Source organism: Frigoribacterium sp. NPDC087798, from assembly GCF_044742985.1.
In the GTDB taxonomy this organism is placed as follows: domain Bacteria; phylum Actinomycetota; class Actinomycetes; order Actinomycetales; family Microbacteriaceae; genus Frigoribacterium.
On the sequence record NZ_JBIUVP010000001.1, the window covers coordinates 980,210 to 994,581 of the forward strand.

The following is a 14,372-nucleotide window of genomic DNA, read 5'->3' on the forward strand; positions in this document are numbered from 1 at the left end:
TCCTCTCGGGGCCTGGGTGGCGGGGGCGGCCGGTCGATCGGACCGGCCGCCCCCGTCACGGGCGGTGGGACGGGCTACTGACCCGAGCTCATCTGGCTGTTCGCGTCCTCGAGGGCCGACTTGACGTCGGACTCGCTGACGGAACCGCCCTGGGCTGCGGTGGCGAGGAGGTTCTTGATCGCGGTGCCGACCAAGGTCTCCATCTGCCCCTCGGAGGGGTAGAGGGGCATGGGCTGGGCGTGGTCCTCGAGGATCGTCTGCTTCAGCTTGATCGTGTCCGACTGGAACGCCGGGTCGTCGTACGCGCTCGTGACCACGGGCAGCGAGCTGAACGCCTTGTTCAGGTACACCTGCTCGGAGTCGCTCGTCAGGTGCTTGACGAAGTCGATCGCCGCGTCCTTGTTGCCGCTGTTCTCGAAGACGCTCACGTTGATGCCGGCCACGTGGCTCTGGGTGCCCAGCAGACCGGTCGCGTCGGCGGACTCCATCGGCACGGGTGCCGCGGCGTAGTCGGTGAAGTCGCGGGCCGAGAGGTTCGCGTCGGGGGCCTGGTCGAAGAACATCGCGGCCTTGTCGTCCGCGAACGTCGCGGCCATGTCCGAACCGTTCACGCTCTCGGCGTCGGAGGGTGAGACCACCTTGTCGACCGCCATCAGGTCGACCCACTCCTTGACGCCCTTGACGACGCCGTCGTTGCCGAAGTCGGGCTCGCCGTCCTCGTCGTACAGCGTGCCTCCGTTCTGCAGGCCCCGGACGAACGCCTGGTGGGCGTTGTTCGAGATGCTCGACCCGGCCATGGTGACGCCCCACTGGTCGATCGTGCCGTCGCCGTCGGTGTCGACCGTCAGCTTCTTGGCGTCCTCGACGAACTCGTCCCAGGTGGCGGGCGGGGTGGTGATGCCCGCGGCCTCGAACATCTTCGTGTTGTAGTACAGCGAGTACGACAGCCCGTAGAGCGGGATCGACGTGGGTGCCTGACCCTCGGCACCGCCGGTGGCGAAGCTGGACTGCACGAAGCGGTCCTGGCCACCGACCTGGTCGAGGGCGTCGCCCTCCCAGGGCACGAAGGCACCGCTGGACTGCAGCGACACCGCCCAGGTGTTGCCGATGTTGAGGACGTCGGGCCCCTCGCCGCTCGAGACGGCGGTGAGGATGCGGTTGTAGAGGTCGGACCACGGGATGACCTCGAGGTCGACCTTGACGCCGGTCTCCTCCGTGTAGCGGTCGATGCTCTCCTGCAGGATCTCGGCGTCCTTCTCGACCGTCGGAGCCTGGTTGCTGGCCCAGTAGGTGATCGTGTCGGCGTCGCCGCTGCCGCCCGAGGCGCTGCAGGCGGTCATCGATCCGACCGAGAGGGCTCCGACCGCGAGGGCGGCGAGCCAACGGAACTTCGTTTGCATGACTTCTCCTGGTGTCTCTTCTTCGAGATTTCTCTTCATCGAGTGAGGGAAGGGGTGGTGCGGGGGTTCGTGGTGCTGTGGTGACTCCGGTGGTACGGGTAGTGCGGGTGGTGCGCTCAGGGGGTGGACGGGTCGGGAGGCGCGGTGCCGGCGTCGAGGAGGCGCCGGCACCGCACCGGATCAGCCGAGGGTCGGGACGGAGGGGTCCCAGCTCTCGGGCAGCTCGGGCGTCGGCTCGAGGGTCGAGTCGACGCGGACGCTCTCGTCGCGTTCGGCGGACTCGGCCAGCGAGACCATGACGTCGAGGACGTGGAAGGCGAGTTCGCCGGGCACGCGCTCACGGCGACCCTCGCGGATGGCCTGGGCGAGCTCGGCGACGCCGGTGCCGCGGGTGAAGGTCGAACCCGTGGCCGCGACGACCGCCGGCTCGTCGGTGCCCGTGTGGACCGTCGTGTCGCCCTCGAACTCGTTCGGGTCGGGGAACACGGCCGTGCCCTCGGTCCCGGCGATCTCGACGAAGCCGGCGCGGGCCAGCTTCGAGTCGAAGCTGAAGACGGCCTGCGCGCTGGCGCCGCTCTCGAACTGCAGCAGGGCGCTCACGTGCGTCGGCACCTCGACGGGGAAGACCGTTCCGGCCTTCGGCCCCGAGCCGATGACCCGGCTGTCCCGGGCCTTCGACGCCGTGGCCGTGACCTTCGCGACGGGTCCGAAGACCTGCACGAGCGTGGTCAGGTAGTACGGGCCGACGTCGAACATCGGTCCCGCGCCGTAGGCGAAGAGGAACTCGGGGCTGGGGTGCCACGACTCGGGGCCGGGCACCTGGAAGAGCGCGAGGCCGGTCAGGGGCGTGCCGATGTCGCCGCGCTTCACGACCCGCAGTCCGGTCTGCAGACCGGCGCCGAGGAACGTGTCCGGGGCGACGGCCACGCGGACGCCCGCCTCCTTCGCGGCGGCCAGCAGCCGGGCACCGCTCTCGCGGTCGAGGGCGTAGGGCTTCTCTCCCCAGACGTGCTTGCCCGCGGCGACGGCCTGCAGCGCCACGTCGACGTGGGCCGCCGGGATCGTCAGGTTGACCACGATCTCGACGTCGTCGAGGGCGAGCAACTCGTCGACCGTGCCGCTGGCGGGGACGCCCCACTTCTCGGCCTGGGCCGCCGCGCGGGCCTGGTCGATGTCGGCGATGAAGAGCACCTCGAGGTCGGGGAACTGCGTGAGGTTGCCGAGGTACTGGTCGCTGATCACGCCGGCGCCGATGACCCCGACGCCCACCGGGCCGGTCTTGCCGTCGGAGGCGACGGCGGGCCGCGAGGCCGTCGTCACGTCGGTCATGCGCGGACCCCCTGCAGGAACTCGAGGCTGTCGGCGAGCGCGGTGAACACGTCACCGGCGTGGTCGTCGAGTTCGACGACGGGGGTGGCCTGACGGGCCGCCTGCAGGATGTCGCGGACGGGCATCGACCCGCGCCCGACGGCGACCTGCTCGACGTCGTTCTTGTTCTTCGGGCCGTCCTTCACGTGGAGGAACTGCACCTTGTCGCCGAGGCGGGCGAGCAGCTCGGCGGCGTCGACGCCGCCGACCTCGACCCAGTAGGTGTCGATCTCGAGCACGACGTTCGCGGGCAGGGCCGCGGCGAACACCTCGAGGGCGGGGGTGCCGTCGATCAGGTTCTCCAGCTCGAAGGCGTGGTTGTGGTAGCCGATGGTGAGGTCGTGGGCGGCGGCCGCGTCGGCGATCTCGCCCAGCTCCTTCGCGATCGCCTCGACGTCCTCACGGGTGACCCAGCGGGTCTCGTCGATGTGCGGGTCGATGATCGTGCCGACGCCGAGACGGGTGGCGGCGGCGAAGATCGGCTCGAGGTCCTTGCCGATCAGGCCGACGTGCGCGCTGGGCGCGGTGAGTCCGGCGGCGGGCAGGGCCTCGGCGTACTCGTCGACGCGGTCGACGAAGGCGTACGGCTCGACCTGGGTGTAGCCGAGGTCGGCGATGCGCTTCAGGGTGCCGGGCAGGTCGGCGGCGATGGCGTCTCTGACCGTGTAGAGCTGGACCGAGATCGGGCTTGCGGTGGTCACCAGGGGTGTCTCCTCTTCCGAGTGGATGTGCGACGGCGACGGGCACCGTCGGGGACTCTCAGCGGTCGAGCCGTCGACCGGTCACCCCCGGAAGAGTGGCGGTCGGCGTCGACCGAGACTCACCATAGGACCGCTTCTGTCGACCCGCAAGCAAAAGTCGACCTTTTCTCGGCGGGGTTCTCTCGGGCGTCGCCGAGGGCTGTGGTTTACTGCTGCCATGTCCGACACGACGAGGTCGTCTGCCCTCGGCAGCACCGGAGCCAGCGAGATCTTCCAGCTGCTCCGCGACGGCGTGCCGCGCACCCGGGCCGAACTCGCCGCGATGACGGGCCTCGCCCGGTCGACGATCGGCCTGCGCCTCGACGTCCTGGCCGAACTCGGTCTGGTCGGCCCCTCCGCCGACGCCGTCTCGACGGGTGGCCGCCCTCCCTCTCGCGTGGCGCTCATCCCCTCGGCGCGCGTCGTCCTGGCCGCGGACTTCGGAGCGGGCCACGTCAACCTCGCCCTGACCGACCTGATGGGCGTCGAGCTGAACAGCGACCGTCGCCTGATCGACATCGCCGACGGTCCCGAGACGACCCTCGCCGGCATGGTGACCGGGGCGGACGCCCTGCTCGACCGGCTCGGTCGCACCCGGGACGACCTCATCGGGGTCGGGATCGGCCTGCCGGGCCCCGTGCAGTTCAGCACGGGTCGACCGGTGAACCCGCCGATCATGCCCGGCTGGGACGGTGTCGACGTGCCGGGCTGGGTGAGGCGCCACCTCGACGTGCCCGTCCTCGTCGACAACGACGTCAACATCATGGCCCTGGGCGAACGCAGCCACGCCTGGCCGGGCACCGACCACTTCCTGTTCGTCAAGGTCGCCACCGGCATCGGCTCGGGCATCATCTCGGGCGGTCGCCTGCAGCGCGGCGCCCAGGGCATCGCGGGCGACATCGGCCACGTGCAGATCCCCCGCGGCGCCGGCGTCGTCTGCCACTGCGGCAACGTCGGGTGCCTCGAGGCCGTCGCCTCCGGCCCGGCCCTCGCCCGCTCGCTGCAGGCCCTCGGCCACGACTGCGAGGGTGGCCGCCAGGTGGTCGAGCTCGTCCGGGCCGGCAACGTCGACGCGGTGCAGGCCGTCCGCCAGGCGGGTCGCGACCTCGGCGAGGTGCTGACCGCCTGCGTCAACATGATCAACCCCTCGGTCATCGCGATCGGCGGCTCCATGGCGCAGGCCGGCGAGCACCTGCTGGCCGGCGTGCGCGAGGTCGTCTACCAGCGGTCGATGCCGCTCGCGACCGAGCACCTGAGCATCGTGCCGTCCCGGGCGGGCGACCGGGCGGGACTCATGGGCGCGAGCATGCTCGCGATCCACCACGCCCTCTCCCCCGCGGCGATCGACGAGCTCGCCGCCGCCGTCTGACCGCGGGCTCCCGGTGCTCGCCGCTCCGCCGCGACACGAGGAGGCGCGGGTGTCGTCCTCGCGCCCCCGGCGAGGGAGAATGGTCACCATGACCGTCGTCCAACCCATGCTCGCCCTGTGGGACGACGACGAGCCGACGACCCCCGCCGCGCCTCCTGCGCACCTGACGCGCGTGCTGGCCGACTCGTCGGACCGCATCGCGTGGCTGCGGGCTCGCAGCCAGGGCATCACGGCCACCGACGTCGCCCGACTCTCGAGCCCGCGCGCCGTGCAGGCCGTCGTGCTCGACAAGTTGTACGGCAACGGTTTCGGCGGCAACGCCTACACCGACCACGGGCGGGCGCGTGAGCCCGAGATCGCCCGGTGGGTGCTGCAGAGGCACGGCATCGAGTCCAGCCAGAAGCTCTTCCACGCTGCGGGTCAGCGCCGACACCTGGCCACCCCGGACGGCGTGACCGTCCGCACCGACGGCACCGTCGAGCTGTGCGAGATCAAGACGACGAAGAAGGCCTGGTCGTCGATCCCCCGCTCGTACCTGCGTCAGGTGGCCTGGCAGCAGTACGTGCTCGGCGCCGAGCGCACCCTCGTGGTGTGGGAGCAGCACACCGACTTCGTGCCCCTGCACGGTGACCCGCAGTGCCGCTGGGTCGAGCGGGACGAGGACGAGATCCACCGTCTCGTGGCCCTCGCCGACCAGGTGCTCGACACCCTCGCACGACAGGCGCCGGTCGACCCGTTCGCGCCGGGCGGTCGGGCGTCGGCGCCGCCACCGCCCGACGCCTACGAGGCCTACGAACCCCCGCCCTACGATCCGTTGCGCTGAGTCACGCGCCGATCCGGGTCGACGAGGCGCAGGCGCGACGCCGCCACGACGAGCGCCCCGATCAGGGCGACCGCGACGGCGATGCCCACGCACCAGAGCGCCACGACGCCCCCGCCGAGGGTCGCCACGTCGAGGAAGGGGTACGGCACGAAGTCGGCGCCCCGAGCCAGGACGACGACCACCCAGATCAACGGGAAGGCCAGGAACTGCCACAACCGCCGCCAGGGCTGGCGGTCGCGGTCGGCGAAGAGCACCCAGTCGAGCACGACGTAGAGCGGGATCACCCGGTGGAACACGTCGCTCGCCCACCCCACGGTGTACGGGTCGTTCGAGGGCAAGCCCGCCAGCAGCAGGTTGAAGACCAGCCCGGTCAACGCGATGTACGTGGTCGCCGCCGCCCGCACCGCGACCGTCCACCGGGGCGGCGTCGTCCGGCGCAGCACCGTGAACGCCCCGATCGCCAGGGCCAGCAGCACGATGAGGTTGCTCTGGATGGTGAAGTACCCGAAGAAGTCCACGAACCGGTACCCCGGGTCGCGCAGGCTGTTCTCCCACTGGGCCACGACGGCGACGAGGACCGCGACCGCAGCCGCGACGCGCAGGACGGCGACCGATGCTCTCATGTCCACACCGTACCCATCATCGTTTCCCTCTCGGTGACACCCGCGAAACACGGGTGACTCATCCGTCCCGTTGACTGACCTGACCACCGCGCCGGAGCCACGGCGCACACGAGCCGACAGGGGCCGCCGATGGACACGACGATGCAGACGACGATGCGGGCGATGGTGATCGAGCGGACCGGCGGGCCCGAACAGCTCGTCGCCGCCGACGTGCCCTACCCGCGACGGGTCAACGCCGAGGTGCTCGTGCGCGTCGTCGCCGCCGGCGTCAACCGCTTCGACCTGGAGACCCGGGCCGGTCGCGGCGACAGCGACGCCATCCCGGCGTTCCCGGCCGTGCTGGGCCACGACTTCAGCGGCGTCGTCGTCGAGACGCCCTACGCGGCGCATCCACTGAGTCCGGGCGACGCCGTCTACGGCATGGCCCCGTGCCCGCGCTCCGGTGGCAGCTACGCCGAGTACATCAGCGTCCCGTCGCTGTCGGTGGCCCGGAAGCCCACCACCCTGTCGCACCTCGAAGCCGCCGCGGTGCCCCTCGCGGCGCTCACGGCCTGGGGGATGGTCGTCGACGTCGCCAAGGCCCACGAGGGCCAGCGCCTCCTCATCAACGCCGGCGCGGGCGGGGTGGGGCACTTCGCGGTGCAGTTCGCCTCGTACTTCGGCGCACACGTCGTCGCGACCGGCTCGCAGGCCAACTCGGCCTGGCTGCGGGAGCTCGGTGCCGCCGAGGTCGTCGACTACGGCGCGGCCGACGTCGACCGCAGCGTCCGTCAGGTCGACGTCGTGCTCAACCTGGTCGACGACGACGTCGAGGCCGACCGGTCGCTGAGGTTGCTCCGACCCGGAGGGCTCGCCGTCCACGCACCGCTCGCCTCGGGGGCCGCCTTCGCCGAGAAGGCCGCGCAGGCAGGCGTCCGGTCGACCGGGTTCGCCGTCTCCCCCGACGGCGCCACGCTGGCGGTCATCTCGCGACTGCTCGACTCGGGAGACGTCCGGGTCTACGTCGACGAGGTCTACGACCTGGTCGACGCCCGTGACGCCCATGCCCGCCTCGAGCGGTCGCACACCCGCGGCAAGCTCGTGCTGCGCGTCACCGACGACACCGAGGCCGCCTGACCCGGCCTCCGGACCGGCCGCCGTGGCCCGACGCGACGCCGCCTAGATCCGACGCTCGAGGACGAAGTCCTGCTGCAGGTCGTCGCCGAGGGCGAAGGTCTTCGTCCCGACCTTCACGAGTCCGTGCTTGGCGTAGAAGCGAAGCGCCCGTTCGTTCTGCTGGTTGACCCCGAGCCACACCGAGGAGGCGCCGGTCGCGCGGGCTGCCTCGAGGGTCGCGGCCATCAGGGTCGAGGCCGCCCCCGTGCCGTGCCCCTGCGGCATGACGTAGAACTTGCTCAGCTCGACGGTCGGCCGGGACGAGACGGCTGCGGCGACGTCCGCGTCCTCGGGATCTCCCGCGATCATCATGCTGTAGCCGAGGGCCCCCCGGGCCGTGGGGTCGACGGCCAGCAGGACGGTCCGGGTGTCGTCGGCGAGGTAGCGCGAGAAGGCCTCCTCGGACAGCACCGTGGTGACGACCCGGGCGATGTCCGCGAGGTCCGACCCGGGCGGGCAGGCGAGCGGGAAGGTCACCGCGGCGACCTCGGCGAGCAGGGGGGCGTCGGTCGGGAGGGCAGGGCGCACGGTGACGGTCATCTGCCCATGGTGCCCCACCCGCGCCTCCTCGCCCGACCACGGACGGGAGCCGACGACGAAGGCCGCCCCACTCGAGAGTGGGACGGCCTTCGGGCGACGCAGTGCCTGGGAGGTCGGAGGACCTAGAAGACGTTGATGTCGAGGGGGATGCCGGGACCGAAGGTCGTCGACAGCGTGCCCTTGGTGATGTAGCGGCCCTTGGACGAGGACGGCTTGAGGCGGACGACCTCTTCGAGGGCGGCGTCGAGGTTGGTGTTCAGCTGCTCTTCCGAGAAGCCGGCCTTGCCGATGACGAAGTGCACGTTGCTGTGCTTGTCGACACGGAACTCGATCTTTCCGCCCTTGATGTCGTTGACCGCCTGCGCGACGTTGGGGGTCACGGTGCCGGTCTTCGGGTTGGGCATGAGGCCGCGGGGGCCGAGCACCTTTCCGAGACGACCGACCTTGCCCATGAGCTCGGGGGTCGAGACGGCCGAGTCGAACGACGTGTAGCCGCCCGCGACCTTCTCGATGAGCTCGTCGCCACCGACCTCGTCGGCACCGGCGGCGATGGCCGCCTCGGCGGCGGCACCCGTCGCGAACACGATGACGCGGGCGGTCTTGCCCGTGCCGTGCGGCAGGATGACGGTGCCGCGCACCATCTGGTCGGCCTTGCGGGGGTCGACGCCGAGCTTGAGCGCGACCTCGACGGTCGAGTCGAACTTCTTCGAGCCGGTCTCGCGAGCGACGGCCACGGCCTCGCTGGTGCTGTAGAACTTGCCTGCCTCGATCTTCTCGGCAGCGGCGCGGTACGCCTTGGACTTCTGAGCCATGTTGGACCTCTTCGTACTGGGGACGTGGTTGCGAGCCTGGCCGGCTCTCCCACTGATGTCAGGGTCGTGCAGGCGGGTCGCCTGCACGCAGGGGTGCTGCTTAGGCGTCGACCGTGATGCCCATGGAACGGGCGGTGCCGGCGATGATCTTCGCCGCGGCGTCGATGTCGTTGGCGTTCAGGTCGGCCTGCTTGGTCGTCGCGATCTCGCGCACCTGGTCCATGGTCAGCTTGCCGACCTTGGTGGTGTGCGGGGTTCCCGAACCCTTGGCGACGCCGGCGGCCTTCTTGATGAGCTCGGCGGCGGGCGGGGTCTTGAGGATGAACGTGAACGAGCGGTCTTCGTAGACCGTGATCTCGACGGGGACGACGTTGCCGCGCTGCGACTCGGTCGCCGCGTTGTACGCCTTGCAGAACTCCATGATGTTCACGCCGTGCTGACCCAGGGCCGGGCCGATGGGCGGGGCGGGGTTCGCGGCGCCGGCGTTGATCTGAAGCTTGATCAGACCCGTGACCTTCTTTTTCGGTGCCATTGTTCTTTTCCTTCTTGTGGGGTTCGAACCGATCGCGGTCGCGACCTGCTCTCCCGGTGGCCCGCGGCGCGGACTCCGGTGATCTGTAGACCTGGGGGGGGTGGGTGCCTGCTAGAGCTTCGTGACCTGGTCGAAGCTGAGCTCGACCGGCGTCTCGCGCTCGAACAGCGAGACCAGCACGGTGAGCTTGCCGCTCTCGGGCTTGATCTCGTTGATCGTACCGGGAAGTCCGGCGAACGACCCCTCTTTGATCGTGATCGTCTCGCCGATCTCGAAGTCGACCTCGGCGGGGATGACCCGCTGGGCCTGCTTGCCACCCTTGGCGCCGCCCTTGGCGGGCGCCGGGGTCGTGTCGACCTGGACGAGGCTCTTCAACATGTTGAAGGCCTCTTCGAAACGCAGCGGCGTCGGGTTGTGGGCGTTGCCCACGAAGCCCGTGACGCCGGGGGTGTGGCGGACGACGGACCAGCTGTCCTCGTTGAGGTCGAGACGCACGAGCACGTAGCCGGGGATGCGGACGCGGGTGACGAGCTTGCGCTGCCCGTTCTTGATCTCGACCACGTCCTCCATGGGGACCTCTACCTGGTAGATGTAGTCCTCCATGGTCATCGAGACCATGCGGTTCTCGATGTTCTGCTTCACGCGGCGCTCGAAGCCGGCGTACGAGTGGATGACGTACCACTTGCCGGGCTTGCCCCGCAGCTCGTAACGGAAGGCCTCGTAGGGGTCGACCTCGGCGGGCTCGTCGTCCTCGACCTCGGTGGCGGACACGTCGACGTCGACGTCGTCGTGCGCGATCTCGGCGTCGGCGTCCTGGACGGACTGCTCGGCCTCGGCGATGACGGCGTTCGCGGCGGGGGCGTCGCCCTCGTCGGCCGCCTGCTCGGCCTCGGAGTCGGCCTCGTCGTCGGTGGCCTCGACGGCGGCCTCGGCCTCGAACTCGTCGTCGATGTCGAGGGCGTCGTCGACGATCGCGTCGGCCTCGGGGTCGCGTGCCTCGGCCAGCGTGTCGAGCAGGCCGTCGAGGTCGCTCGTGTCGGTCGAACCGGAGTCGCCTTCGTCGACGACCGAGAGGGCCTCGGACTCGGCGGGCTCGACGGCGTCCTCGTCGGCGGCCAGCGTGCCGCCCTCTTGGGCCTCTTCGACCTCGGAGGACTGCTCGGCAGCGGTGGCGAGGTCGATGTCGTCGCGCTCGTTGTCAGGCAAGGGTTCTTCTTTCGATCGGGGTTGTCGGGTGCTCGTGCTCGGTGGCACGGGACCCGCTCACGTGGTGCTCGGGGAGTCGGCCGGTGGGTGACGCGTCAGCTGCCGGTCGGGCCGTTGCCGAAGACGTAGCCGACGCCGGTGCCGAACACCAGGTCGAGCAGGGAGACGAGGGCCATCATGATGACCACGAAGACCAGGACGACGCCGGTGTAGCTGAGCAGCTCTTTGCGGGTCGGCGTGACGACCTTCTTGAGCTCGGCGATCACCTGGCGGATGAACAACGCGATGCGGGCGAAGGGACTGCGGCGCGTCGCACCGTCGCTCTTCGCCTTCTCGACGACGTCTTCACTGGGGACGTCAACGTCTTTTCTCGCCACTGTTCCGACCTTCCGAGCTCGGCCCGTGGGCCTGTGTCCGTATCTGTGTGTGATCACCGTGTCATGAAGAACACAGCCGGGCTGCAGGGCGGACAGGACTCGAACCTGCAACCTGCGGTTTTGGAGACCGCTGCTCTACCAATTGAGCCACCGCCCTATGGGACCGACGCCCTTCAGATGACCTCTCGGTCGGACCCGGAGGCCCTGCCTCTCTCAGTCGGCTGTTGGTGAACCGGACTGCAGAGGCGCGCTGAAGCTTGGCGCATTCGATCGCCTCGTCAAGTGTAGGCGAAGCGGCGGGCGCGTGCAAAGCCGGGCGCCGCGGGGTCCGACGGACCGCCGGCGGGCGCACCCGTCCGGGCCGGTCACACCCCCGCTAGGCTGACCCGCGTGACCCCGACCGCGCGCCGTCTCTCGTCCCGTATCTCGTCGATCGCCGAATCGGCCACGCTGGCCGTCGACGCGAAGGCCAAGGCCCTGCTGGCACAGGGCCGACCGATCATCAGCTACGGCCCGGGCGAGCCCAACTTCCCCACGCCCGACCACATCGTCGACGCGGCCGTCGTCGCCGCCCGCGACCCGCGCAACCACCGCTACTCGGCCGCGGCCGGCCTGCTCGAACTGCGCGAGGCGATCGTCGAGAAGACCCTGCGCGACAGCGGCACCACGGTGTCGACGTCGCAGGTGATCGTCACGAACGGTGGCAAGCAGGCCGTCTACCAGGCCTTCCAGGCGCTGCTCGACGACGGCGACGAAGCCCTCCTGCCGTCGCCCTACTGGACGACCTACCCCGAGGCCATCGCCCTCGCCGGCGGAGTCACCGTCGAGGTCTTCGCCGGTGCCGACCAGGGCTACAAGGTCACCGTCGACCAGCTCGAGGCCGCCCGCACCGAGCGCACGAAGGTGTTGCTGTTCTGCTCGCCGTCGAACCCGACGGGCGCGGTCTACTCACCCGACGAGGTCGAGGCGATCGGTCGCTGGGCCCTCGAGGCCGGCGTCTGGGTGATCACCGACGAGATCTACCAGAACCTCACCTACGACGGGGTGACGGCCGTCTCGATCACCGAGGCCGTGCCCGAGCTGGCCGACCAGGCGATCCTGGTCAACGGCGTGGCCAAGACCTACGCGATGACCGGGTGGCGGGTCGGCTGGATGATCGGCCCGACCGACGTGGTCAAGGGTGCCGCGAACCTCCAGTCGCACCTCACGTCGAACGTCTCGAACGTGTCGCAGCGGGCGGCCCTGGCGGCCCTCACCGGACCGCAGGACGAGGTCGAGGCCATGCGGGTCGCCTTCGACGCCCGACGCAGCACCATCGTCCGCGAGCTCAACCGGATCGACGGCGTCGTCACCCCCACCCCCGAGGGTGCCTTCTACGTCTACCCCGACGTGCAGGGCCTGCTCGGTCGGGAGTGGGGAGGCGTCACGCCCACCACGTCGCTCGAACTCGCCGACCTCATCCTCGAACAGGCCGACGTCGCCACCGTGCCCGGTGAGGCCTTCGGGCCCAGCGGGTACCTCCGGCTGTCCTACGCCCTCGGCGACGACGAGTTGCTCGAGGGCGTCCGCCGCCTCCAGCGCCTGTTCGCCTGAGGCCGCGACCCCCGTCCCGAGGCCGGGTCCACCGATCGGTGGACCCGGCCTCGACCGGTCGGGCCTGGTGCGCGGAGCCGCCACGGCGCACGCTGGAGCCATGACCCCCGAACCCGTCGTGCGAGTGCACGACCTCACCAAGACCTACGGCACCGCCACGGCTCTGCACGGCCTCTCGTTCGAGGTGGCCGCGGGCGAGACCCTCGGCCTGCTCGGCCCCAACGGTGCCGGCAAGTCGACCACCATCGAGATCCTCGAGGGCTACCGCGACCGGTCGGGCGGCGACGTGTCGGTGCTCGGCGCCGACCCGCAGCACGCCGGTCTCGACTGGAAGGCGCGCCTCGGCATCGTCCTGCAGACCTCCGGCGAACAGGGGACGGCCACGGTGCGCGAGCAGATCGCCCACTTCGCCGGCTTCTACCCGAACCCGCGCGACGTCGACGAGGTGATCGCCGCGGTCGGCCTCGAGGCGAAGGCCGGGGCGCGCATCCGGTCGCTGTCCGGGGGGCAGCGACGACGCGTCGACGTCGCGCTCGGTGTGGTCGGCGGCCCCGAGCTGTTGTTCCTCGACGAACCGACCACGGGCTTCGACCCCGAGGCCCGCCGACAGTTCTGGCAGTTGATCCGGTCGCTGTCGGACGACGGGACGAGCATCGTCCTCACCACGCACTACCTCGACGAGGCGGCGCAGCTGAGCGACCGCGTCGCGGTGATCGCGCAGGGCCGGCTCGTCGCCCAGGGGCGACCCGACGAGCTCGGGGACGAGGAGGCGCGCACCCCTCGCGTGACCTGGCTCGACGAGCACGGACGGCACGACGTCCGCACCTCCGCACCGGGCGCCCTGGTCGCCGACCTGCACGCCCGCGGAGGCGAACCGCGCTCGCTCGAGGTGATCCGGCCGTCGCTGGAGGACGTGTACCTCGGGTTGGTCGCGACCGCCGAGCACGTCGCGGACGGAGAACGGGTCGCGACCGACGCCGGGGACGCGCAGCGCGCCTCCTCGTCCGGGGTGACCTCGTGAGGACGCTCTCGCTCGGCCTGAGCCGCACCCGGTACGAGGTGCGGGGGTACTTCCGGGCCGGCGACACCGTCTTCTTCACGTTCCTGTTCCCGGTCGTGATGCTCGCGATCTTCTCCACGGCCTTCAGCGCCTCGGGCTCGTTCGGCACGCGGCCGGACGGTTCCGAGGTGGGGGCCGCCGCGTTCTACCTGCCGGGCATGATCGCGGCCGGCATCCTGCTCTCGGGCGTGCAGAACCTCGCCGTCGACATCGCCCTCGAGCGTGGCGACGGCACCCTCAAGCGACTCTCGGGGACGCCCCTGCCGGTCGGGTCGTACTTCGTCGGCAAGTTCGGCCAGGTGCTCGTCACGAGCCTGCTGCAGGTGGCGCTGCTCGTGCTGGTGGCCCGGGTGCTCTTCGGCGTGCCCTTGCCGACCGACGCCGGGTCGTGGCTGACGCTCGCCTGGGTCTACCTGCTCGGCATCGCGACGTCGGCGCTGGTCGGCATCGCCCTCTCGCGCGTGCCCCGCAGCGGGAAGAGCGCCACGGCCGTGATCGTCCCGATCACGCTCGTGCTGCAGTTCATCTCGGGGGTCTACCTGCCGTTCACCCAGCTGCCCGACTGGCTGCAGTCGGTGGCCTCGGTGTTCCCGTTGAAGTGGCTGGCGCAGGGCATGCGCAGCGTGTTCCTGCCCGACACGTTCTCGGCCGCCGAGGCCGGCGGATCGTGGGACCTGCCCGGCGTCGCACTCTGGCTGACGGTCTGGCTCGTCGCCGGCGCCGTCGCCTCGCTGCTGACCTTCCGGTGGATCAGGAAGGACACCTGACCCGTGG

General features: G+C 70.6%; 15 protein-coding genes and 1 tRNA gene. 6 read left to right on the forward strand and 10 right to left on the reverse strand.

The window, feature by feature from the left end; translation table 11 throughout:
* Positions 1–74: 74 nt before the first annotated feature.
* The 3 genes from ACIOSR_RS04490 to ACIOSR_RS04500 all read right to left on the reverse strand — a co-directional run bounded on the left by ACIOSR_RS04490 (position 75) and on the right by ACIOSR_RS04500 (position 3,469).
* Positions 75–1,439: an ABC transporter substrate-binding protein gene (locus ACIOSR_RS04490; protein WP_402751936.1), complete on the reverse strand. Its 1,365-nt coding sequence runs from the start codon at positions 1,437–1,439 to the stop codon at positions 75–77.
* Positions 1,440–1,580: 141 nt separating this feature from the next.
* Complete coding sequence (locus tag ACIOSR_RS04495) at positions 1,581–2,729, reverse strand: Gfo/Idh/MocA family protein (protein WP_056046529.1); 1,149 nt, start codon at positions 2,727–2,729, stop codon at positions 1,581–1,583.
* The gene (locus tag ACIOSR_RS04500; protein ID WP_152970255.1) at positions 2,726–3,469 is read right to left on the reverse strand and encodes a sugar phosphate isomerase/epimerase; all 744 of its coding nucleotides are present in this window, start codon (positions 3,467–3,469) and stop codon (positions 2,726–2,728) included. The genes ACIOSR_RS04495 and ACIOSR_RS04500 overlap by 4 nt, the downstream gene beginning before the upstream one ends.
* Before the next feature lie 217 nt (positions 3,470–3,686).
* On the opposite strand from ACIOSR_RS04500, the gene ACIOSR_RS04505 reads away from it, so the two are divergent.
* Both ACIOSR_RS04505 and ACIOSR_RS04510 read left to right on the forward strand, forming a co-directional pair.
* Entirely contained in the window at positions 3,687–4,877 is a 1,191-nt protein-coding gene (locus tag ACIOSR_RS04505; RefSeq protein WP_402751937.1) for an ROK family protein, read from the forward strand.
* An 88-nt stretch (positions 4,878–4,965) separates the two neighbouring features.
* Entirely contained in the window at positions 4,966–5,700 is a 735-nt protein-coding gene (locus ACIOSR_RS04510; protein WP_249407988.1) for a YqaJ viral recombinase family protein, read from the forward strand.
* Here ACIOSR_RS04510 and ACIOSR_RS04515 read toward each other — a convergent pair.
* Positions 5,682–6,323 carry a Pr6Pr family membrane protein gene (locus ACIOSR_RS04515; RefSeq protein WP_148053634.1) on the reverse strand — a complete coding sequence of 214 codons (642 nt, stop codon included), beginning with the start codon at positions 6,321–6,323 and terminating at the stop codon, positions 5,682–5,684. The two genes, ACIOSR_RS04510 and ACIOSR_RS04515, sit on opposite strands and share 19 nt — an antisense overlap.
* A gap of 129 nt (positions 6,324–6,452) precedes the next feature.
* On the opposite strand from ACIOSR_RS04515, the gene ACIOSR_RS04520 reads away from it, so the two are divergent.
* A complete protein-coding gene (locus ACIOSR_RS04520) occupies positions 6,453–7,439 on the forward strand; it encodes an NADP-dependent oxidoreductase (RefSeq protein ID WP_369794389.1) in 987 nt (328 codons plus the stop codon).
* A gap of 42 nt (positions 7,440–7,481) precedes the next feature.
* On the opposite strand, the gene ACIOSR_RS04525 is transcribed toward ACIOSR_RS04520, so the two are convergent.
* The 6 genes from ACIOSR_RS04525 to ACIOSR_RS04550 all read right to left on the reverse strand — a co-directional run bounded on the left by ACIOSR_RS04525 (position 7,482) and on the right by ACIOSR_RS04550 (position 11,102).
* Positions 7,482–8,018 carry a GNAT family N-acetyltransferase gene (locus tag ACIOSR_RS04525; protein ID WP_056046534.1) on the reverse strand — a complete coding sequence of 179 codons (537 nt, stop codon included), beginning with the start codon at positions 8,016–8,018 and terminating at the stop codon, positions 7,482–7,484.
* 122 nt (positions 8,019–8,140) lie between these two features.
* Complete coding sequence (gene rplA / locus ACIOSR_RS04530) at positions 8,141–8,830, reverse strand: 50S ribosomal protein L1 (protein ID WP_043592944.1); 690 nt, start codon at positions 8,828–8,830, stop codon at positions 8,141–8,143.
* Positions 8,831–8,930: 100 nt separating this feature from the next.
* On the reverse strand, positions 8,931–9,362 hold the full coding sequence (gene rplK, locus ACIOSR_RS04535; protein ID WP_043592945.1) for a 50S ribosomal protein L11: 432 nt from the start codon (positions 9,360–9,362) through the stop codon (positions 8,931–8,933).
* A 111-nt stretch (positions 9,363–9,473) separates the two neighbouring features.
* Positions 9,474–10,568: a transcription termination/antitermination protein NusG gene (nusG, locus tag ACIOSR_RS04540; RefSeq protein WP_173151329.1), complete on the reverse strand. Its 1,095-nt coding sequence runs from the start codon at positions 10,566–10,568 to the stop codon at positions 9,474–9,476.
* A 95-nt stretch (positions 10,569–10,663) separates the two neighbouring features.
* The gene (gene secE, locus ACIOSR_RS04545; RefSeq protein ID WP_043592949.1) at positions 10,664–10,945 is read right to left on the reverse strand and encodes a preprotein translocase subunit SecE; all 282 of its coding nucleotides are present in this window, start codon (positions 10,943–10,945) and stop codon (positions 10,664–10,666) included.
* 84 nt (positions 10,946–11,029) lie between these two features.
* Positions 11,030–11,102 (reverse strand) — tRNA-Trp (locus tag ACIOSR_RS04550).
* 233 nt (positions 11,103–11,335) lie between these two features.
* On the opposite strand from ACIOSR_RS04550, the gene ACIOSR_RS04555 reads away from it, so the two are divergent.
* The 3 genes from ACIOSR_RS04555 to ACIOSR_RS04565 all read left to right on the forward strand — a co-directional run bounded on the left by ACIOSR_RS04555 (position 11,336) and on the right by ACIOSR_RS04565 (position 14,365).
* Complete coding sequence (locus ACIOSR_RS04555; RefSeq protein ID WP_056046539.1) at positions 11,336–12,538, forward strand: pyridoxal phosphate-dependent aminotransferase; 1,203 nt, start codon at positions 11,336–11,338, stop codon at positions 12,536–12,538.
* 100 nt (positions 12,539–12,638) lie between these two features.
* Positions 12,639–13,559 (forward strand): ABC transporter ATP-binding protein, encoded by a 921-nt coding sequence (locus ACIOSR_RS04560; RefSeq protein WP_402751938.1) that lies wholly within the window; start codon positions 12,639–12,641, stop codon positions 13,557–13,559.
* Positions 13,556–14,365 carry an ABC transporter permease gene (locus ACIOSR_RS04565; RefSeq protein ID WP_402751939.1) on the forward strand — a complete coding sequence of 270 codons (810 nt, stop codon included), beginning with the start codon at positions 13,556–13,558 and terminating at the stop codon, positions 14,363–14,365. The genes ACIOSR_RS04560 and ACIOSR_RS04565 overlap by 4 nt, the downstream gene beginning before the upstream one ends.
* Positions 14,366–14,372 lie beyond the last annotated feature (7 nt).